Raw genomic sequence first — 20,754 nt, 5'->3', positions numbered from 1 at the left:
TGTTGTATCAATTAGCCTGACCTCGCGGATATTTCCAACTTACCGCCGTCCGATGGCGACGAGGCCAGTGGCACGAATAGTATAGACGCACGTTTGCCAATATTTAGCTATCCGTGCCCCATTTACCGCTCGCGCTTCAGAGACTACTCATGCTTGATCATGACATGGCGAACAATCGTGTAATCTTCCAGCCCGTAAACCGACATATCCTTGCCATAACCAGACTGTTTTTGCCCGCCGTGCGGCATCTCGCTGACCAGCGTGAAGTGTGTATTGACCCAGGTGCAACCATACTGCAGGCGAGCGCTAAATCGATGCGCGCGCCCCACATCCCGGGTCCAGACGGAGGATGCCAGCCCGTACTTCGAATCGTTAGCCCACGCCAATACCTGATCTTCATCATCAAAGACCGTTACGCTGACCACCGGACCGAAAACTTCCCTCTGCACAATGGCATCGTCTTGCTTTGCCCCAGCCAGCAGCGTCGGGGCGAAATAGTAGCCTGCCCCCTCCACTTTCTTACCACCGGTGATAACGTTGATGTGCCCCAACGCTTTAGCCTCATCAACCGCTTTGGTGATGCGATCAAGATGCGCCTGAGAGCTTACTGGCCCCAGCTCTGTCGACTCATCATTCGGTGAACCGGTTTTCAGGCTGGCAACCGCGGCGCCAAGTTTCTCAACCAGCGCATCATAAATGCCTTTCTGGGCATAGATTCGGCAAGCGGCAGTGCAGTCTTGTCCGGCGTTGTAATACCCAAAGGTTCGCACGCCGCTCACCACCGCATCCAGATCGGCATCATCAAAAATGATGACCGGGGCTTTACCACCCAGTTCCATATGCGTGCGCTTAATCGAAGGCGCAGTATGCTGGATAATGTGTTCGCCGGTTGCAATGGAGCCGGTCAAGGAGACCATGCGGACTTTTTCATGGCCGGTCAGCGGGTCACCCACCGTTTTACCCCGGCCAAACAGCACGTTGATAACGCCAGCCGGATAAATATCTTTGGCAAATTCAGCCAGTTTTAGCGCCGTTAGCGGGGTGATTTCTGACGGTTTAATCACCACGCAGTTACCCGCCGCCAGCGCCGGAGCCAGCTTCCACGCCGCCATCATCAGCGGGTAGTTCCACGGCGCAATAGAGGCCACCACGCCCAGTGGATCCCGACGAATCATCGACGTATGCCCTTCCAGATACTCTCCGGCCGCCTGTCCTTGCAGAGTTCGCGCTGCCCCGGCAAAGAAGCGGAAAACGTCGACGATTGCCGGAATTTCATCATTGAGGACGCAGTGCAGCGGCTTACCACAGTTGAGTGATTCCAGCTCGGCAAAGGTTTGCGCGTTATCGGCGATAACATCCGCCAGTTTCAGCAGCAATTCCGAGCGGACTTTCGGCGTGGTTTGCCCCCAACTGGCAAATGCGCTGTCTGCTGCACGTACTGCGGCATCAACCTGCGCAGCAGACGCCTCGGCAATCTCCAGAATAATTTCACCAGTGGCGGGGTTATAGACTGGCTGCTTTTCACCTTCACCGTTGACCAGCTCGCCATTAATCAGTAATTGATGTTGCATAGCAATTTCCCATATCGTCGTTTATTTACCGTTTCCGGCGAGAGTGTCGCCTTCACGCGTTAGCCACCAGGCCCCTAAAATTGGCAGTGTTGTCACCAGCATTACCAGCAATGCCACAACGTTGGTGACAGGCACATCTCGTGGTCGACCCAGTTGATTGAGTAGCCACAAAGGAAGTGTTCTTTCATGTCCGGCGGTGAACGTTGTCACGATGATTTCATCAAACGACAAGGCAAACGCCAGCATCCCTCCCGCCAGCAGTGCCGATGCCAGGTTCGGCAGCACGACATAACGAAAGGTTTGCCAGCCATTGGCGCCAAGATCCATAGACGCTTCAACCAGACTCCATGAGGTACGGCGAAAACGCGCCACGACGTTGTTAAACACCACCACCACGCAAAACGTCGCATGGCCCACCACGATCGTCAGAAACCCTGGTTCCAGGTTGATGGTTTTAAACGCAGTCAGCAGCGCCAGACCGGTAATAATTCCCGGCAGCGCGATCGGTAAAAGTAGCAACAGCGATATTGCGCTTTTACCAAAAAAGTCCCTGCGCCACAGGGCAGCCGCGGCCATCGTCCCCAGAACCAGGGCAATAGCTGTCGACAGCGCCGCGATTTTAAGTGACAACGTCACCGATTCCAGAATATCGCTACGCTGCGCCGCAACGCTAAACCATTTCAGCGTTAACCACTGCGGTGGGAAACTAAAAGCGGCCTCCTCTGTATTAAAAGCATAGGTGGCGATGATGAGGATGGGAAAGTGCAGGAAAATAACCCCGCCCCATGCCGCCAGTTTGAGTAGCCAGGGTGCGCGTTCAGAGTGCATCGAAAGCTCCCAGACGCTTCACGAACGCCAGATACAGTGCGATTAAGACAATTGGCACCAGAGTAAATGCCGCCGCCATCGGCATATTGCCGATAGCCCCTTGTTGCGAATACACCATGTTGCCGATGAAATAGCCTGGTGGTCCCACCAACTGCGGTACGATAAAATCGCCCAACGTCAGTGAGAAGGTAAAAATCGAACCCGCCGCGATGCCGGGTATCGCCAGTGGGAGAACCACATAGCGGAAGGTTTGACGCGGACGCGCGCCCAAATCAGCGGAGGCCTGTAACAGTGACGGCGGAAGTCTCTCTAGTGCAGCCTGTACCGGCAGAATCATAAACGGCAGCCAGATGTAGACGAAGACCAGGAAACGACCCAATCCTGACGTCGACAACGTATTGCCGCCTACCGCAGGCAGCGTCAGGAACGAAAGCAGCAGCGGCTCCAGCCCAAGATGGGTTAAAAACCACTGCGCCACGCCGTCTTTAGCCAACAGCAACGTCCACGCGTAAGCTTTAACAATGTAGCTGGCCCACATCGGCAACATCACGGCAATGTAAAAAAAGGCTTTCATTTTGCCGCTGGTATATCGCGCCATATACCACGCCATCGGAAACGCCAGAATCGCGCTGGCAATGGTGACTGCCACCGCCATCGTCAGGGTACGCAAAATGATGTCGTAGTTAGCCGGATTAAACAGCGCCTGCAAATTCGCCAGCGTCAGGTCCGGCGTGACCGACATCGTGAAATCGTCAAAGGTATAAAAACCTTGCCACAACAGCGTCAGTAATGAGCCAAAGTAAACGATTCCAAACCACATCAGCGGCCCGAGGAGCAGCAAAAACAGCCCCAGCCCCGGATTACGCCAAAAGAAACCTGAGATCCGGTTCAGATTTGTCGGCTGTGGAGGCGAATGTAAGACGTTCATAGCCATTCACCTCTCCTCAACCAGCGGTACCATCACATCACGTGACCATGAGGCTATCACCTGCTGACCCGGTGACAGCGTTGGCGGCAGCACTTCTCCCGTCAGGTTAGCCTGGCTAACCAGCAATTTTTCACCACCGGCGAGTTTCAGCTCAAACCGCGTCGCCGCTCCCTGGTATTGCACAGCCTGAATGATCCCCGGAGCCTGGACTTCGCCACTGACGTCATTCAAGCGAATGTGTTCCGGACGCAAGGAAAACATACCCTGCAGCCCGCAAACGTTGGCCGACATCGCCTCATCGAAGACATTTGACGTCCCAACGAAACTTGCCACAAACGGTGTCCGCGGGCGCATGTACAGTTCACGCGGAGAATCCACCTGTTCAATACGACCGTTATTAAACACCGCCACACGATCGGACATCGACAGGGCTTCCCCCTGATCGTGGGTGACAAAAATGAACGTAATACCCAGGGATTGCTGTAACTTCTTCAGCTCCAGTTGCATCTGTTCACGCAATTTAAGATCCAATGCCCCAAGCGGCTCATCCAACAGCAGGACGCGTGGTTCATTGACCAACGCCCGGGCAATAGCCACGCGCTGCCGCTGCCCACCGGAAAGCTGTGACGGTTTGCGTTCATGAACAAAACCGAGCGCGACCTTATCCAGTGCCTCGCGTGCTTTTGCGTGACGTGTCTTTTTATCAATGCCTTTGACCATCAACCCGTAAGCGACGTTATCGAGAATCGACATATGCGGGAATAGCGCGTAATCCTGAAAAACCGTATTGACGTCCCGTTCCCAGGGCGGCAATTCGCTGGCCTGCTTACCAAAAATAGTAATTGCGCCGCCTGAAAGTTGCTCAAAACCGGCAATCAGGCGCAGACAGGTGGTCTTGCCGGAGCCGGATGGCCCCAGCATAGAGAAAAATTCACCGTCGTTAATCGCAATACTCACCCCATCAACAGCACGAACATCCCCGTACAAACGCGAGACGTCATGAAACTCCACTGCGTACGTCATAAAACCCCCAGCGGAATTAACGACCACCCATAATGGCGATGTAATCCTGCGTCCAGCGACTGTAAGGAACGAATTTGCCGCCTTCTGCGATCGGCGTTTTCCAGAAGGCAATTTTGTCGAAATAGCTATAACCGTTGGTTTCACAGCCTTTTTCACCCAGTAACGGGCTGGCTTTACAGCCTTCCGGCACCACTGGCAGAGAACCAAACCATGCCGCTACGTCGCCCTGTACTTTCGGGGTTAATGACCAGTTCATCCATTTATAAGCGCATACCGGGTGTTTTGCCTGACTGTGCAGCATGGTGGTATCAGCCCAGCCAGTAACCCCTTCTTTTGGGAAAACTGTGGCAATCGGCTGACCTTCCCCTTTCAGGGCGTTAGCCTGATAAGGCCAGGCGCTTGAGGCCACCACACCTTCGTTTTTGAAGTCGCTCATTTGCACGGTGGTATCGTGCCAATAGCGATGAATTAACGCGTGCTGATCGCTCAGGACTTTGATAACCGCCTGATACTGCTGTTCGGTGAGCTGATAGGGATCGGTAATACCCAGTTGCGGCTGAGTGGCCTTAACGAATAACGCGGCGTCGGCAATATAGATCGGGCCATCGTAAGCCTGAACGCGACCTTTATTGCTTTTACCGTCAGGAAGATTTTGTTCAACGAATACCACGTTCCAGCTGTCCGGCGGCGTTGGGAAGGTTTTGGTGTTATACATCAGCAGGTTTGGTCCCCACTGGTATGGCGTACCGTAAACTTTACCCCCAACGTTAAACCACTCTCCTTTTACCACTCGCGGATCAAGGGTTTTCCAGTTAGGGATCAGCGCGGTATTAATTGGCTGAACGCGTTTACCCATAATCAGTCGCAATGAAGCATCACCGGAAGCGGTAACCAGGTCGTAGCCGCCTTTAGCCATCAGGCTGACCATCTCATCAGAGGTGGCCGCCGTTTTAACATTGACCGCGCAGCCGGTATCTTTCTCAAACTGCGAGACCCAATCATATTGTTTATCAGTTTGTCCACGCTCGATGTAACCCGGCCAGGCAATAATATCCAGACGACCTTCCGGTTTACTTAATGATGTCGGGGGTTCGGCTGCCTGCGCCGTCATCAGCGTCATGCTGAAGGCACAGAGGCTACTGAGGGCAAGTTGCTTGCTCATAACGTCTTACTCCTGTCGAAAAAATATTGAGCGGCAGCCTTGCCGTAAATATATGTCCTTTCCTAAAAATAGTCGGGGTGTGGTAAGCGTTCCTGCTGGCGCAAGGAAATTTAATCAGGTTGTGAGCTAACGCTCATTACGCGACTGACTCCGACCATGAGGCTTAATCTTCTGGAGTATAGACAAGGAGTTAGGTGCAAAGGTGGCAATAGTAAGAACTATTGATTTTTTGTATGGTAGCACTCGATATAAATAACATCAGTGCTATGTATTCTCTATTTCGAAAATAAGAACGCGCTATTCTTTTATCTTGAATAGCGCGTTACGTTTTATTTCATCATCTCGCGAATTAATTTTCCCAACTGTTTCACCGCCTGTTCCTCACGTTCTCCCCAGTGCCATGTGGTATTAAAACGAAAGAAACGCGTCCAACTCCCCGAGGTTGAGAACATTTTTCCCGGCGCAATGCTGATATGGTGCGCCAGTGCCCGGGTAGTGAGTTCGCCTGCATCAAGCGGTTCTGGTAATTCCAGCCATAAAAAATAGCCGCTGTCGTTGTGGTGAATTTTGACTTCCGCCGGAAGATGACGCAGCAACGTTTGCCAGGCCTGCTGTTTGCGCTCTGCCAGTTGGCGGCGTAAGCGACGCAGATGTGCGTCATAGCGCCGGGTTGACAAGTAATCCACCAGTGCAAGCTGCATCGGGGAACTGGTGGATAAGGTGCTCATTAGCTGAAGTCGCTGAATACGCCGGGCATGCTTCCCGGCCGCCACCCAGCCCACACGGAACCCGGGCACGAGGCACTTCGAGAAAGACGAACAATGTAAAACGCGGTCAGCACGATCCCAGGCCTTGGCGGGCTGCGGTTTTTCACGACCAAAGTACAGTTCGCTGTAGACATCATCCTCTATCAGCATCACGTGGTATTTTTCCAGCAATGCCACCAGGTGCGCTTTTTTCTCTGGTTTGAGCGTAAAACCCAGCGGATTTTGACTGTTAGTCATCAGCCAGCAGGCTTTGACCGGATACTCCTGCAACGCCTGCTCCAGCGCAGCCAGATCGATCCCCTCTTTGACATCGGTGGCAATCGCAAGCGCCTTCAGGCGTAATCGCTCCAGAGCCTGCAACGCGCCGTAAAAACAAGGGTTTTCGACAATCACCCAATCCCCCGGTTCGGTCACCGCCTGCAGGCTCAGGTTGAGGGCTTCCAGCGCGCCGGTGGTGATCACAATCTCATCAGGTGAAATAGTCATTCCCTGTTGAGCATAGCGACGGGCAATGGCATGGCGCAATTCTGCATTTCCCGGCGGCAGGTTTTCGATCACGCTCATAGCAGTGGCGGTTTTACTCACCTGCGCCAGCGAGCGGTTCAACTGCTGAAGTGGAAACAGTCGCGGGTCGGGGAATGCAGAGGCAAATGGCATTACTGACGCATCACGACTGGCTTGCAACATATCAAAAATATAAGTGTTGATATCCACTGCTTCATCGCGCATGACCTGTGCCTGCGGTGCTGCCAGCTCACGTTGTGGGCGCGCGGCGACATAGTAACCCGACTGCGGTCGGGCAATAATCCGCCCCTGACTTTCCAACAGTTGGTAGGCGTGTCCGACGGTCATAAAACTCATGCCGCTGCTGACCACCTGTTCACGCAGTGACGGCAGGCGATCGCCTGGCTGCCATACGCCAGACGCGATTTGATCGCGAATTTGCTCAGCCAGTCGCTGATACTTTTTCATTTTTGATCCTGATTACCGGTGTCGGTGACAATCACTGTGTATATCAGTTTACATAATCAGGGTGTTTTTTATAACTGTTATAGTTAACAGTTTTACAACATCGTTAACGCCAGTTCTTTGCCTAAGACGCGAGCAGCAATCTGTACGGCATCAATTTTGGTCGTGTGCTTTAAATCAAATAAACGGGTGATCTCCTGCTTAGGTCTGCCGATCCTGTTCGCCAGCTCCTGCTGGGTGATTTTTGATTCAAGGAAGGCATTCAGCAGAAGAACCTTAGACGCAACGCTCAGCGGTATTTCTACGTAGGTATCTTCAGCGCCAACCGCCGAAGGGAGTGGAATCGCCTCGTTGTCGTCGAAATAGAATTCAAAAGCGGTAATCAATGCAGTCTGCGCGGCCTGGAAAGCGTCATGGCGAGTATTTTCCTGAGTTAATGCTTCCGGAATATCCGGAAAAGAAACCACAAACCCACCTTCCACTGCCGGTGTTAGACTCGCTTCCAGATTTCATATCAGCGTGTACAACCTATAACAGCACTGCAACTGTTATGGTTAAAAAGAACTGTTCTGTTTCTGCCCCGCATTCCTTCCGAAGCTTAGAATTGCGCCAAATCAATTTTTCCTGCGGAGTTAAGCATGTTCGGTCTTGACGCGTTTCACCTGGCGAGGATCCAGTTCGCGTTTACGGTATCCTTTCACATCATCTTTCCGGCCATTACCATCGGCCTCGCCAGTTATCTGGCGGTGCTTGAGGGGTTATGGCTAAAAACAAAAAATCCCACCTGGCGTTCGCTATACCATTTCTGGTCGAAAATATTCGCCGTAAACTTTGGTATGGGCGTCGTTTCCGGGCTGGTGATGGCTTATCAGTTCGGCACGAACTGGAGCGGTTTTTCCGAGTTTGCCGGAAGCATCACCGGACCGCTGCTGACCTATGAGGTGTTAACCGCCTTTTTCCTCGAAGCGGGCTTCCTTGGGGTAATGCTGTTTGGCTGGAACCGGGTTGGTCCTGGACTTCACTTCTTCGCCACTTGTATGGTTGCGCTGGGTACGATTATTTCTACTTTCTGGATCCTCGCCTCCAACAGTTGGATGCAAACACCGCAAGGCTATGAAATCGTTAACGGGCAAGTGGTTCCCGTCGACTGGTTCGCCGTTATTTTCAATCCTTCATTCCCTTATCGTTTGTTGCATATGTCCGTTGCCGCTTTCCTCAGCAGCGCGTTGTTTGTCGCGGCTTCAGCCGCATGGCATTTACTGCGTGGGAATAGCACTCCCGCTATTCGCGCCATGTTTTCGATGGCGCTGTGGATGACGCTAATCGTCGCCCCACTGCAGGCCTTGATTGGCGATATGCACGGATTGAATACGCTGAAACACCAACCGGCAAAAATTGCCGCTATTGAGGGACACTGGGAAAATCCGCCAGGCGAACCAACCCCGCTGCTGCTCTTCGGCTGGCCGGATATGGAGCAAGAGCGCACTCGCTATGGGCTGGAAATTCCTGCGCTGGGCAGTCTGATCCTGACCCATAGTCTGGATAAACAAGTCCCGGCCCTGAAAGAGTTTCCTAAAGAAGACCGGCCCAACTCCACCATGGTGTTCTGGTCGTTTCGCATTATGGCGGGGCTAGGCATGCTGATGATCCTGTTGGGTGCGTTTGCCTTGTGGCTGCGTTATAAGCAGCGTTTATACACCTCGCGCGCTTTCTTGCGCTTTGCATTGTTGATGGGCCCTTCCGGTCTGATTGCCATTCTGGCTGGCTGGGTGACCACTGAAGTGGGCCGTCAACCGTGGGTGGTTTACGGTCTGCAACGTACAGCGGATGCGGTTTCCGCTCATGGCGATTTACATATGAGTATCAGCCTGCTGTCCTTCTTTGTGGTGTATAGCTCGGTATTTGGCGTGGGTTACAGCTACATGATCCGCTTGATCCGTAAAGGGCCGCAGGAAGATGACCCGACCATTCCGCCAACCGGCACACCTGCCCGGCCGCTTTCTGCCGCAGTCCTCGATTCTCAACCGGAGGCACATCGCTAATGGGTATCGATTTATCAGTTATCTGGTTTGTGATTATCGTGTTCGCCACGCTGATGTATATCGTGATGGACGGTTTTGACCTCGGGATCGGTATTTTATTTCCCGCTATTCAGGACGCTGATGATCGCGACGTGATGGTTAACAGCGTCGCTCCGGTATGGGACGGGAATGAAACCTGGCTTGTTCTGGGGGGGGCCGGGTTATTTGGTGCGTTCCCGCTGGCCTATGCAGTGATTGTCGATGCGCTGACGATCCCGTTGACCCTGATGCTAATCGGCCTGATATTTCGCGGCGTCGCGTTCGAGTTTCGCTTCAAGGCTACACCGGCGCATCGACCATTCTGGGATAAAGCCTTTCTCGGCGGTTCAATTCTGGCGACATTCACCCAGGGCGTGGTGGTGGGTGCTGTACTCAACGGATTTTCCGTTACCGGTCGCAGCTACAGCGGCGGTCCTTTCGACTGGATGACCCCGTTTACGCTGTTCTGCGGCATTGGTCTCGTGGTGGCCTACGCCCTGCTGGGAGCAACATGGCTGGTGATGAAAAGCGAAAACCCGTTACAGGATAAAATGCGCGGCGTGGCAAAAAAACTACTGCTGGCGATGTTGGTTGTCATTGCCATTATCAGCCTGTGGACGCCGTTGGCGCACAATGCTATTGCCGTGCGTTGGTTTAGCCTGCCCAACCTGTGGTTCCTGCTGCCGGTTCCGCTGCTGGTTGCGTTAATTAGCCTCTGGTTGTGGCGCGCGCTGGGCCAGCGAAACAGCCATACTCTGCCTTTTGTCTTAACGCTGGGGCTGATTTTCCTCGGGTTTAGCGGACTGGGGATCAGCATTTGGCCACACATCATTCCACCGTCCATTACGCTCTGGCAGGCGGCGGCTCCGGCGCAAAGTCAGGGCTTTATGCTGGTTGGCGCACTGCTGATTATCCCAATAATCCTGGTGTATACCTTCTGGAGCTACTACGTTTTCCGCGGCAAAGTTCAACATGGTGAGGGGTATCATTAATGCAACAATCTATCTGGAAACGTCTGATGTGGCTGGTCATTCTCTGGGGCGGCAGTGTGCTGGCCCTGGCGGCCGTCGGTTCATTCTTTCGCTTACTGATGACCGCTGCTGGGTTTAAGTCCTGATTTTCCCCCCGGTAACAACCGAGTCGCCCTGTGCTTCCCGGTTGTTACAAATCCTAATGCTGGCTAAACAAAAATGTAAAAAACATCGAATTGGCAAAATAGAGATTGCCATTATCCCGATTAAAATATTGAATAGTCACAAGGTGAAATTATCGCCAATTCCGCAGCTAACGTACCAGAGGGTGCATGATGTTTAAGAAAGGGTTAACGGTGTTATTGCTGGCCAGCGCGCTTTTTTCTGGTCAGCTTTTCGCGACTAATCAGGGACATGAATATCTTCAGGTACAGGATGCCGATCACGTATTACGACACACGGCCGACAGCGATGAGCTGCGAGTGACGGCGGAAGAATCCGCCGCCACTCTTCGCGAGCACCATCACTGGCAAAAATCACGAAAACCCGATATCCATATGAGTTAACCGTCAGCCTTTACGCTTCGGCAGTGTCTTCATCAGGTCTTCGGGGCTGACGGAAGCCACTATACTGCCAGGCAATGGCATCTTCAGAATGTGATGTTTCATCTTGCCGATCACGTGCATTTCGCACGGTCGGCAATCAAATTTCAGCGTCAGGACTTCATCGCCGTTAACCAGTTGCATCGGCGTGGCTTTCCAGCTCTTGATGTTCCCTTTCGCCTGTTTCGGACACAGGTTAAAGGCGAAACGCAGACAATGTTTGGTGATCATCACCGGTACATCGCCCTTTTCTTCATGCGCTTCATAGGCGGCATCAATCAACTGCACACCATAGCGGTGATAAAACTCACGCGCTTTATGGTTGTAGACGTTAGACAGGAAACTCAGATGCGTTTGCGGATAAACCGGCGCCGGTTGTACGACCGGTTTACGACTGCCCCGCTGATAATTTTGCAAACGCGCGGCATCCAGCATGTCGACAGCTTCACGTCGCAACTGATTCAGTTGACCGTTTGGTACGAACAATGCCCCCGGCAAGTTGATCTGAATATCGCGGGCGTAATACATCGTTTGTCCGAGCTTTGCCAGGCCATCCTGCAGATTGTTCAACGCTTTTTCTGCATTGTTCGCTTCCTCAAACTGACCATCCAGCGTATGGGTGATACTCACGCCCTCCTCGCTGGTGAGCGTCAGGATTAACTGTTCCTGCCAGCCGCCCAGTTCAATATCGACCGCAACTCGGCGTTCGCTGGAGGTTTTGGTCAGCGCCTGTTGCCAGTTATGATCGAGATTGCGATTCAGCGGATGGTTAGCACGAACTTTGTGCAGATCGACGGGCATTTCATTCGGCCACACCCGATAACGATTGTGCCCGGTTTTTTCAACGGTGTTAGCGCGAAATCCAACGACCTCACGCTTGATTAACACGTTCAGACCATCCCCGTTCGCCAGCGGTTCTGTCACCTCAACGTCGAGATGATCTTTTGCCACTTTCAGGACTTCACCAATCGGCAGGCCAATAAACTTTGGAGAGTCGAATGCGCCGATATCGGCCTTACGGGCATTTACAAAGTAATCAGTACTGCCGCGATGGAAGGTTTTCTCCGTAGACGGGGTGAAGAAATGTTCTGTGCGTCCAGCTGAAGAACGGGCCAAATCTCCCCGCTCTTCGATGATAGCGTCCAGCATCTGACGATAATGCGCGGTAATATTCTTCACATAGCTCATGTCTTTGTAGCGCCCTTCAATTTTGAAGGAACGCACACCTGCGTCAATCAATGCGCCGAGGTTGGCGGTCTGATCGTTGTCTTTCATCGACAGCAGGTGTTTTTCATAGGACACCACGCGCCCCTGATCGTCTTTCAGGGTATACGGCAGGCGGCAGGCCTGAGAACAGTCGCCACGGTTAGCACTGCGTCCGGTTTGGGCATGAGAAATATAACACTGGCCTGAATAGGCAACGCACAGCGCACCGTGGATGAAAAATTCAATGGTTGCGTCAGTAGCCTGATGGATGGCGTTAATTTGCTCAAGGCTCAGTTCGCGCGCCAGGACAATCTGGGTGAATCCGACATCAGCAAGAAACTTCGCCTTCTCAACACTGCGAATGTCACATTGGGTGCTGGCATGCAGCTCAATGGGGGGAATATCCAGTTCCAGAATTCCCATATCCTGCACAATCAGGGCATCAACACCGGTCTGATACAGATCGGTAATTAACCGTTGTGCGGGTTCCAGTTCATCATCGTGCAAAATGGTATTTAGCGTCACAAAGATTTTCGCCCCGTAGCGATGGGCGAAAGGCACTAGTTCGGCAATATCTTTCAGACTGTTACTGGCGTTATGACGCGCGCCAAAACCCGGGCCGCCAATGTAAACGGCGTCTGCGCCGTGCAAAATGGCTTCACGGGCAATGGCGGTATCCCGGGCCGGGCTTAACAATTCAAGGTGATGAGGCTGCTGGCGCATACAGTTGTTATCATCCACAAGCGGTAAAAATGGCGGTTATTGTAGTCACAAGCGGGGCGTTTCGGAATAGTTTTCCCGATTAACCACGTCGGTAATGGATCAGCGAATGAAAGTGCACCGTTTGTTCGCTGCTGTTACGGTAGCTATGTGCCCTGTCTCCGGCAAAACGAACTCCCTCGCCGGATGTAATGGTACGCCACTGCCCCTCAATACACATATCCAGCAGTCCGTTAATCACCACAACATGCTCGATAACCCCGGATTCATGCGGAGTTGATTCGCTGAGTGCACCGGGTGCCAGCAGGATTGAAAAATGATCGAAGCACAGTTGCGGATCCCACGGGAACAGTGATGTGACGACCATCGCCTGCTGCTGAGGATCAAATGCCGGCGTATTGTCTGACTCTGGCGGTGAAATAAACGTCGAAAACGGCACGTTCAGTCCAGTGGCAATTTTCCACAATGTCGCCACCGTTGGGCTGGACTCGTTGCGCTCAATTTGCCCCAACATGGCTTTTGATACACCGGTTTCCTCCGCCAGGCGTGAAAGGCTCCATTCTCGCTGGTGACGTAACGTCCGGAGCGTAGTAGCCAGATACTGGGTTAAGTTGTCCATTTTTCTCCTTCATCGGTCTCCTTTCACGGACCTACAGTTTAGCACTTGTACGCTATAACGCACAGTGTTACAGTGTCTGACCGTTATAACGCACAAGGAGTGAATATGCGCGCATTTTCTATCCCTCTGCATACCGTTCTGTCCGGTTTTGTGGCTGTCCTGGTCGGCTATGCCAGCTCCGCAGCCATCATCTGGCAAGCCGCTCTGGCCGCAGGGGCGACGACTGAACAAATCGCGGGCTGGATGACCTCGCTGGGGATAGCAATGGGTGTCAGTACGCTGGCGCTGACATTATGGTATCGCGCCCCTGTTCTCACCGCATGGTCAACGCCCGGTGCCGCGCTGCTGGTTACGGGCCTGCAAGGCATCACGATTCAGGATGCTATCGGCGTTTTTATTGTGGCTAATGCGCTGATTGTGCTGTGCGGCGTAACCGGGCTGTTTGCCCGTTTGATGAAAATCATTCCGCATTCACTGGCATCTGCCATGCTGGCCGGGATCCTGCTGCGTTTTGGTTTGCAGGCATTTAATAGCCTGAATAACGAACTTATCTTATGCGGGAGCATGCTGCTGGCATGGCTGGTGTGTAAAGTCATCGCCCCACGGTATGCGACGCTCGCCGCGATGCTGGTAGGTATCGCCATTGCGCTGATTAAAGGTGACGTTGTCACTAGCGGTGTTAATCTGTCGCCGGTATTTCCTGAATTTATTGCCCCACACTTTTCATTTGCCCACAGTATCAGCATTGCGCTGCCGCTGTTTCTGGTCACCATGGCCTCGCAAAATGCTCCAGGCATTGCCACCATGAAAGCATCAGGCTATGCGTTACCCGTATCACCACTGATTGTTTTCACTGGCCTGATGGCGCTGCTGTTTTCGCCTTTTGGCGTTTACTCTATTTGTATTGCCGCCATAACCGCAGCAATTTGCCAAAGTCCCGAAGCACATCCTGATGCCAAACGACGCTGGCTCGCCGCCGCTGCGGCAGGCGTTTTCTATCTACTGGCCGGGGTTTTTGGTGGTTCGGTCACAGGACTGATGGCGGCCCTGCCCGTAAGTTGGATCCAGATGCTGGCTGGCCTCGCCTTGCTCGGTACGATTAGCGGAAGTTTGTATCAGGCACTGCATAATGAGGCCGAGCGCGATGCGGCTATCGTTACTTTTCTGGTCACGGCCAGCGGTCTGACGTTGTGGGGTGTTGGGTCTGCATTCTGGGGGCTGGTCGTCGGCGGTTTCTGCTACGCAGCCTTGACGTTATTTCGCCGCACGTAACTGCGTTGGCGTTTTACCCGTTACCTGTTTAAACCGGTTACTAAAATGACTCGCCGAACTAAACCCGCAGGCCATCGCAATATCCGACAAACTGCGTGAAGAATAACAAACCAGATTCTGCGCCAGCGCCATCCGACGTTGCATCACATACTGGTGCGGCGCCATATTCATCGACTGGCGAAACATTCTGGCAAAGTGGAAATCACTAAGCGCCGCCTCGCTTGCCAGATCGCTCAGGGTTATCGGGTGCGCCAGATGCGCTTCAATATAGGCCAGCACATTACGCAAAGTGGCAGGTGCAAGACCTCCCGTGACTGTGGGCAACCGCCATTGTACATTGCTGTAATGCTGGATCAGATGCGTTAGCAGCAGTGAAGATGCGGCGCTGAGCGTAAGATGATTGGCCGGTTGCTGCCAGTCGTTACCGAGCAAAAACTGACGATAAACCGCTGTGATCCCCGGATCGCTGCCAAATGTATGCTCGTCCAGCGTGAAGCTATAGGGGCTTTTGTCCCAGACTTTTTCACCCACTTCGCGCAGATGGGTATCCGTACAATAGAGGTGAACGAAGGAAAGGTCGTCGCGAATATCCCAACTGGATTCGCTCTCTTTTGGCATCAGGCAAAAACGATCCGGCCCGCCGCCATTCTTCCAGCCTTCCGCCGTCTTGTGATAACTCTCGTAGCCATCCGCGATGTATAAACTGAGCGTGTGGTGATCGCAATACTGGGTAATGGTATCGCGCTTGTTTGACCAGGCGGCCAGTTGGATCCCCGAATGTAACGCAACTGATTCATGCAGCACGGCATTATGTTTGCGTAATTTTTCAAAGGCATCGTAGGGCTGAGACATACCATCACGTTCAAAAATAGATTAGCAGGCTTTCAGTCTATATCAGCTACATGTTGTAAACAGCCAACTTTTCGTTTCTTACGCTAAAAAAGCGCAAGATTTTGCAAGTTCGCCGCAAGCCGATGAAAGCCCCCTGCCGCCAGCCGTGACACAGTGTGAGCCTGATTACAAAAATGAGAGAGTTGTATGAACGCACTGTTGTACTGTCTGGTCGTCGTCATTTGGGGAACAACATGGATTGCGATTTATTTGCAGCAAGGCCCTGTTTCTGCCCCGGTTTCTATCTTTTGGCGCTTTGCCGTGGCCAGCTCGGTAATGATTGTTGCCCTTCTGGTTAGCGGGAAATTACGCAAACTGTCCGGTCGCGATCATCTGTTTTGCCTGTTGCAAGGTGGATGCGTTTTTTGCTTCAACTTCTGGTGTTTTTACACAGCTGCGGCATGGATTAATACCGGCCTGGAGTCGGTAATTTTCTCAATGGCCGTTCTGTTCAATGCGGTCAATAGTTTTATCTTTTTTGGGCAAAAACCACCGCTGCGTTTCTATATTGCAGCCGGCCTGGGATTGACGGGCATTGTCACTTTGTTCTGGCAGGATTTGCTCAACAGCGGATTCAACCATTCGCTGCTGCTGGGCATTGGCTTAAGCGCCCTTGGTACTTTTGGTTTCTCATTGGGCAATATGATAAGCCTACGTCACCAGAAAAAAGGGCTGGAAGTATTAACCACCAACAGCTGGGCCATGCTGTATGGCACGCTATTGATCGCCGTTATTGCGCTGGTGCGCGGGGATAACTTCATGCCGCAGTGGACTTTCAGCTATATTAGCGCGCTGTTATATCTGGCTATTTTTGGCTCGGTGATTGCTTTCGGTGCCTATTTCACACTCGTAGGGCGTATTGGTCCCAGTAAGGCGGCATACAGTACGCTGCTTTTCCCGCTGGTCGCGCTGACGCTGTCAACATTGTATGAAGGATATATCTGGCAGGTTAACGCAATTGCTGGATTACTGCTGATTTTGCTGGGTAATCTGGTGATGTTTGCTCGCCCGGAGGCGTTAATGGGAAAACTGCTTTACCGCCGTCGGACGGCATAATAAAAAACGCACCATCCAAAGATGGTGCGCTCAGCATTACGGTTTTGTGTTGACATCAAACATGGAGGCATCTGTCGCCATGTCATCAACAACTTTCTTCAACGTTTCGAACGCCATTGGCGTACTTTCGTTGTTCAGGTCTTTACCTTCACCCTGCCGTACCACTTTAATCACTGGCTTGTTGGTTGCCGCATCGATCAACTCACCTTCAAAATAGAGGTGAGTATCCATGGTACGGTGGCCTGTCGCCATTTGTGTACCCGCTACAAGCAACGCAACCGGAACGACTTCATAGAACTGCAGCCCTTCTTTGCTGGTTGCAACACCGGTAATCGCGCCACGGAAAATCAGGCTACGCGGACCGGGGGTCGTCACCAGAGGTTTACGTTTACTAATCGCGGTTTTCATCTGCGTATTGGTATAGCTCAACAGTTTATCCAGCACCTGTTGTCCAACCTGAGTCGTTGGTTTAGGAATCGGATAATAGGTTATCGGGTTATACACAATACTGTCATAGTTGGACTCATTGAAGTTGGGATCAACCCAACGCAGCACAGGTTGTCCTGTTGCCGATTTCGTTTCCTTCAGGCCAGAGTAATTTTTTAAAAAACCTGAATATTTATCCGGCTGCGTGATTTTTGACGCACAGCCTGATAACGCCAGTAAACCCGTAAGTACTGCAACTTTAAATAAAGTTTGAGCACGCATGGAATGATCCCTTAGTATTTGCAGATATGCATCTGAAATAGTAGCAAAAGGAAATCATGCTAGTTGTGCGAAAAATGGTACGCATCACACAAATTTTCTTTCTGCGTTCGACGTAAAAGCGTTGAACGCAGAGCATAAGCCATTAGCCGATTTTGCGGGCCAGCATAGTCGCAAAACGCAGTTTAATGCGATTGCCGTTTTCATCTGTACGGTGCAGTTCGCCCACGTCTTCGTTATATTTCAGCAGTTCCCATCCGCGATAATAGTTGCGTAACTCCCCCGCTTTAAACGCGAACGGAAAGCCAACGGTGCACGGGAAATCATCGGTATCCATCGCCGCAACGATTAAGTTATATCCCCCCGATTTCGTGCAACGCTGCATATTTTCGATAAGTCCCGGAATGGTTTTCGCTTCGAGAAACATCAGCACTACGGTAGACAGAATAAAGTCGTATTCACCGTCAAAACTCAACGCATTAAGGTCCGCGACGCTCGCCTGCAGATTAATCAGCCCTTCGGCTGCTTTGATACGCTCAAGGTTAGCGATGCTCATGGGATTTTTATCCCATGCTGTTACGTCATAACCGTTTGCTGCCAGGTACAGGCTGTTACGACCGTTACCGCAGCCCAGATCTAATGTTTCACCTGGCTTAACAATTTTTGCCGCTTCTACAACATCGGAATGCGTACGGGTTAAATCGTATTTCTCAGTAAAGTAGTTTTCGTCGCAAAGGGTCATTATTTATCCTCAGATTTCAGTAATGCAGTACGCTCTGTGCGGATGAGCAGTTTTCCCTGCATCAGCAATGCAAACGTACGTACCAGTAATAATGCAATGATAAAATTGGTAAAAATAAACAGTGGGATCGACAGCGTATGAAAAAATCCTGATTCGCTGCCTTGTCCCAGATGCAGCCCCGTTTTCGCCAGAGCCGACACGCCAAACGAGAAGCTCCAGAAAGACGCATTAAAGGGCTGAGACAGATACCACGGCATGAGGCGTAGCATAAAAAGAAGTTGCAGCAGACCATAGCCGAACAACATTTTGGCCAACGTATCCCCCTCGCCGCCGTTGACGCTAAGCCAGGCGCTGCAGGCGACCAGCGCAGGCGCCAACTGAATGCCAAGCGAAGTACGTAATACCGTTGGCAGTTCGCCGCAACTGCGTAAACGTTGCAGGATCACTGGCTCCAGGCTGAGCCAGGAAAATACCCCAGCGCCCAAAAAAACCAGCCCTGCGTCGTTGAAACCCAGCGCACCACAGGCCATTGCACTAATAAAGTTATTGGCGACAGTCGGCAGATACAGCCCCGGCGTGGTGGCTTCTTCTGGGTGCTCCCCGCGCCATAGTCCCGCGGTTTGCCACGCCGCGTACGCCAGTTGGATCACAACCCCAATGCTGAACAATCCAAGCGCCAGTGGTCGATACCACGGGACAAAACCAATCGCGACCAGCATGGTTGTGGCCGGAAACAGACTGACAAAGCTACTCATCACCGGGTGACGAACCTCTGCCAAAACGCTATGCGGAAAACGCAGTAAACGACTAATAAAGGCCAGCGTCAACAATCCCCAGATGACCATCGCAAGGATCACTAAACCGTCGCCGATCCAGTGGCTTACAGGCCACACCTGGCTGGCATAACGCCACGCAAATCCCATCCCTATGATGCCCAGTACCATGCCAAAATAACCAGCAGGAAGATTGAGGACCTGTTCACTGTGCTTGTTCTTACTCATTTTGTTTATTTTTTAAAGTATATTTGAAATGCATTTTATGGAATTTCCGCTGATTTAGCCAGTCCGGAAAACTTTGCTACGTTTACTAAGGCGCGCAACATGGAAACGAGCTATGACCAAATATCGTCTAAGCGATGAACCTCGCTCCTTTAGTTATCAGGATAATGGCAATAAAAAAAGCGTATTACTCCGCCAAATCATTGCGCTCACTGATTTTAATGATGTCCAGGCCGGTACTCCCGGCGGCTGGATTGATAATGAAAGCGTGCTGTCGCAAAACGGCGATTGCTGGATTTACGATGAAAACGCGCTCGCTTTTTCCGGCGCAATAATTACAGGAAATGCTCGTATCACGCAGGCAAGCGTGGTTAGAGATGGCGCTCAGATTGGCGATACCGCGTGGATTGACCGGGCTGAGATCAGTCATCACGCTCACATCCGTGACAATGTCATTATTCAGGATTCAGTCGTTCGCGGTGAGTGTCTTCTCTTCGGTGATGCGCGCGTGGTGTGTGGCTCTGAAATCATTGCCGCCAGGGGACTTACCCCTGAACATGACCAGATCCTGCAAATTTACGATCGCGCTTTTGTCAGCAGCTCGCGTGTAGTGCATCAGGCACAACTCTATGGTGATGCAAAAATCAACTATGCCTTTATTGAACATCGGGCAGAAGTGTTTGATTGCGCAAGGATTGAAGGTAATGCAGAGAACAATGTCTGGATCTGCGATTGCGCCAAAGTCTACGGACACGCACACGTCATTGCCGGAACCGATGAAGATGCCATTCCTACCCTACGTTATAGCTCGCAGGTGGCGGAAAACGCGGTGGTCGAGGGCAACTGCGTACTGAAGCACCATGTGCTCGTCGGCGGTCATGCGCAGTTACGCGGCGGGCCGCTCCTGCTTGACGACCACATCCTGATTGAAGGCCACGCCTGCGTGCTGGGCGAAGTGCTGATCGAGCATCACATTGAAATAAGCGACCAGGCGCATATTGAAGCATTTGATGGCGATGCCATTCATCTGCACGGCCCGAAGGTGATCAACGGCGAGCAGCGCATTACGCGTACACCGATCGCAGGCTTATTCTGAGGTGCTATCAATGATTCGGGCATAGAGATTCACATCATGGTAATCACCATTGAGGAACTCCGCCTGTTTCATACATCCTTCCAGCAAAAAGCCATTGCGCTGCGCCACTTGATTACTCTCAAGGTTATCGACGCGGCATTTAATCACGAAGCGGCGGATCTCCTGACGCTGCGCATAATGGTGAATCAATGCCTGTAGCGCCAGAGACATGATCCCTTTGCCCTGATGTTCCTCATCCAGCCAGTAGCCGATATACGCGGCTTTGTTCAGCGGTTCTATCTGGTTAAACGAGATAACCCCGACCATATTTCCTTGCGCAAAAATCAGGAACATTTTGGCGTAACCGCGCTGATGCAACATCATATTGCCTTGCACGTTCTTGCGGGTGTCTTCCTCTGACGTAACAAACTGCGGCCAGTTCAGCGACTGCTGGAGCCAGCTTTTATTTTTAAGTACAAGCTGATACAGAGGCGTGACGTGTTGTTCTTCTACGGCACGCAGTTCCAGCGTTTCATTGATGGTAATCACTTCTGACATTTTTATTCCGTTATGCTGGTTCAGCAGGCAA

General features: G+C 52.0%; 21 protein-coding genes. 7 read left to right on the top strand and 14 right to left on the bottom strand.

Annotated elements, in window-relative coordinates:
• Positions 1-143: 143 nt before the first annotated feature.
• From patD to OGX99_RS19845, 7 genes are all read right to left on the bottom strand, one after another.
• On the bottom strand, positions 144-1,571 hold the full coding sequence (patD, locus tag OGX99_RS19875) for an aminobutyraldehyde dehydrogenase (protein ID WP_151219277.1): 1,428 nt from the start codon (positions 1,569-1,571) through the stop codon (positions 144-146).
• 21 nt (positions 1,572-1,592) lie between these two features.
• The gene (locus OGX99_RS19870) at positions 1,593-2,399 is read right to left on the bottom strand and encodes an ABC transporter permease (RefSeq protein ID WP_286544835.1); all 807 of its coding nucleotides are present in this window, start codon (positions 2,397-2,399) and stop codon (positions 1,593-1,595) included.
• Positions 2,389-3,333, bottom strand: coding sequence for an ABC transporter permease (locus OGX99_RS19865; protein WP_151225475.1), 945 nt, complete (start codon positions 3,331-3,333; stop codon positions 2,389-2,391). The genes OGX99_RS19870 and OGX99_RS19865 overlap by 11 nt, the downstream gene beginning before the upstream one ends.
• Positions 3,334-4,350 carry an ABC transporter ATP-binding protein gene (locus OGX99_RS19860; RefSeq protein WP_151219279.1) on the bottom strand — a complete coding sequence of 339 codons (1,017 nt, stop codon included), beginning with the start codon at positions 4,348-4,350 and terminating at the stop codon, positions 3,334-3,336. It abuts the gene before it with no gap.
• 16 nt (positions 4,351-4,366) lie between these two features.
• Positions 4,367-5,512 carry a putative ABC transporter substrate-binding protein YdcS gene (gene ydcS, locus OGX99_RS19855; protein WP_151219280.1) on the bottom strand — a complete coding sequence of 382 codons (1,146 nt, stop codon included), beginning with the start codon at positions 5,510-5,512 and terminating at the stop codon, positions 4,367-4,369.
• Between the two features lie 329 nt (positions 5,513-5,841).
• Positions 5,842-7,251, bottom strand: coding sequence for an aminotransferase-like domain-containing protein (locus OGX99_RS19850; protein WP_286544832.1), 1,410 nt, complete (start codon positions 7,249-7,251; stop codon positions 5,842-5,844).
• A gap of 92 nt (positions 7,252-7,343) precedes the next feature.
• The gene (locus OGX99_RS19845) at positions 7,344-7,754 is read right to left on the bottom strand and encodes a type II toxin-antitoxin system HicB family antitoxin (protein WP_210905255.1); all 411 of its coding nucleotides are present in this window, start codon (positions 7,752-7,754) and stop codon (positions 7,344-7,346) included.
• Positions 7,755-7,886: 132 nt separating this feature from the next.
• Here OGX99_RS19845 and OGX99_RS19840 point away from each other — a divergent pair, with 132 nt between their 5' ends.
• The 4 genes from OGX99_RS19840 (at position 7,887) to OGX99_RS19825 (ending at position 10,845) form a co-directional block, all read left to right on the top strand.
• The gene (locus tag OGX99_RS19840; protein WP_210905118.1) at positions 7,887-9,290 is read left to right on the top strand and encodes a cytochrome ubiquinol oxidase subunit I; all 1,404 of its coding nucleotides are present in this window, start codon (positions 7,887-7,889) and stop codon (positions 9,288-9,290) included.
• Positions 9,290-10,300 (top strand): cytochrome d ubiquinol oxidase subunit II, encoded by a 1,011-nt coding sequence (gene cydB / locus OGX99_RS19835; protein ID WP_210905119.1) that lies wholly within the window; start codon positions 9,290-9,292, stop codon positions 10,298-10,300. Before OGX99_RS19840 ends, cydB begins: the two co-directional genes overlap by 1 nt.
• Positions 10,300-10,425 (top strand): DUF2474 domain-containing protein, encoded by a 126-nt coding sequence (locus OGX99_RS19830; protein ID WP_005126742.1) that lies wholly within the window; start codon positions 10,300-10,302, stop codon positions 10,423-10,425. Before cydB ends, OGX99_RS19830 begins: the two co-directional genes overlap by 1 nt.
• Positions 10,426-10,614: 189 nt before the next feature.
• Positions 10,615-10,845 carry a DUF2554 family protein gene (locus tag OGX99_RS19825; protein ID WP_151219503.1) on the top strand — a complete coding sequence of 77 codons (231 nt, stop codon included), beginning with the start codon at positions 10,615-10,617 and terminating at the stop codon, positions 10,843-10,845.
• A gap of 3 nt (positions 10,846-10,848) precedes the next feature.
• Here the strand turns inward: OGX99_RS19825 and OGX99_RS19820 are convergent, their stop codons facing one another.
• Together OGX99_RS19820 and OGX99_RS19815 are read right to left on the bottom strand one after the other, a co-directional pair.
• A complete protein-coding gene (locus OGX99_RS19820; protein WP_151219285.1) occupies positions 10,849-12,810 on the bottom strand; it encodes a peptidase U32 family protein in 1,962 nt (653 codons plus the stop codon).
• 79 nt (positions 12,811-12,889) lie between these two features.
• Positions 12,890-13,426, bottom strand: a complete 537-nt coding sequence (locus OGX99_RS19815; protein ID WP_151219286.1) for a helix-turn-helix domain-containing protein — start codon at positions 13,424-13,426, stop codon at positions 12,890-12,892.
• A 105-nt stretch (positions 13,427-13,531) separates the two neighbouring features.
• Between OGX99_RS19815 and OGX99_RS19810 the strand changes: the two genes are divergently transcribed.
• Positions 13,532-14,698, top strand: coding sequence for a benzoate/H(+) symporter BenE family transporter (locus tag OGX99_RS19810; protein WP_286544829.1), 1,167 nt, complete (start codon positions 13,532-13,534; stop codon positions 14,696-14,698).
• On the opposite strand, the gene OGX99_RS19805 is transcribed toward OGX99_RS19810, so the two are convergent.
• Complete coding sequence (locus tag OGX99_RS19805; RefSeq protein ID WP_151225481.1) at positions 14,681-15,550, bottom strand: AraC family transcriptional regulator; 870 nt, start codon at positions 15,548-15,550, stop codon at positions 14,681-14,683. The two genes, OGX99_RS19810 and OGX99_RS19805, sit on opposite strands and share 18 nt — an antisense overlap.
• A 186-nt stretch (positions 15,551-15,736) precedes the next feature.
• On the opposite strand from OGX99_RS19805, the gene OGX99_RS19800 reads away from it, so the two are divergent.
• The gene (locus OGX99_RS19800; protein WP_187259624.1) at positions 15,737-16,645 is read left to right on the top strand and encodes a DMT family transporter; all 909 of its coding nucleotides are present in this window, start codon (positions 15,737-15,739) and stop codon (positions 16,643-16,645) included.
• A gap of 36 nt (positions 16,646-16,681) precedes the next feature.
• On the opposite strand, the gene OGX99_RS19795 is transcribed toward OGX99_RS19800, so the two are convergent.
• The 3 genes from OGX99_RS19795 to tehA all read right to left on the bottom strand — a co-directional run bounded on the left by OGX99_RS19795 (position 16,682) and on the right by tehA (position 19,093).
• Complete coding sequence (locus tag OGX99_RS19795; protein WP_151219288.1) at positions 16,682-17,353, bottom strand: DUF3313 domain-containing protein; 672 nt, start codon at positions 17,351-17,353, stop codon at positions 16,682-16,684.
• A 142-nt stretch (positions 17,354-17,495) separates the two neighbouring features.
• The gene (gene tehB / locus OGX99_RS19790; RefSeq protein ID WP_286544824.1) at positions 17,496-18,092 is read right to left on the bottom strand and encodes a tellurite resistance methyltransferase TehB; all 597 of its coding nucleotides are present in this window, start codon (positions 18,090-18,092) and stop codon (positions 17,496-17,498) included.
• Complete coding sequence (tehA, locus tag OGX99_RS19785) at positions 18,092-19,093, bottom strand: dicarboxylate transporter/tellurite-resistance protein TehA (protein ID WP_286544821.1); 1,002 nt, start codon at positions 19,091-19,093, stop codon at positions 18,092-18,094. Before tehA ends, tehB begins: the two co-directional genes overlap by 1 nt.
• 112 nt (positions 19,094-19,205) lie before the next feature.
• Here tehA and ydcK point away from each other — a divergent pair, with 112 nt between their 5' ends.
• Positions 19,206-20,186: a YdcK family protein gene (ydcK, locus tag OGX99_RS19780; RefSeq protein ID WP_187259621.1), complete on the top strand. Its 981-nt coding sequence runs from the start codon at positions 19,206-19,208 to the stop codon at positions 20,184-20,186.
• Here the strand turns inward: ydcK and rimL are convergent.
• The gene (gene rimL / locus OGX99_RS19775; protein WP_151225482.1) at positions 20,178-20,723 is read right to left on the bottom strand and encodes a 50S ribosomal protein L7/L12-serine acetyltransferase; all 546 of its coding nucleotides are present in this window, start codon (positions 20,721-20,723) and stop codon (positions 20,178-20,180) included. The two genes, ydcK and rimL, sit on opposite strands and share 9 nt — an antisense overlap.
• Positions 20,724-20,754: the final 31 nt, after the last annotated feature.

It is taken from the genome of Citrobacter sp. Cu096 (genome assembly GCF_030332285.1).
In the GTDB taxonomy this organism is placed as follows: Bacteria; Pseudomonadota; Gammaproteobacteria; order Enterobacterales; family Enterobacteriaceae; genus Citrobacter; species Citrobacter meridianamericanus.
This window is presented reverse-complemented; position numbering and strand designations above follow the sequence as displayed.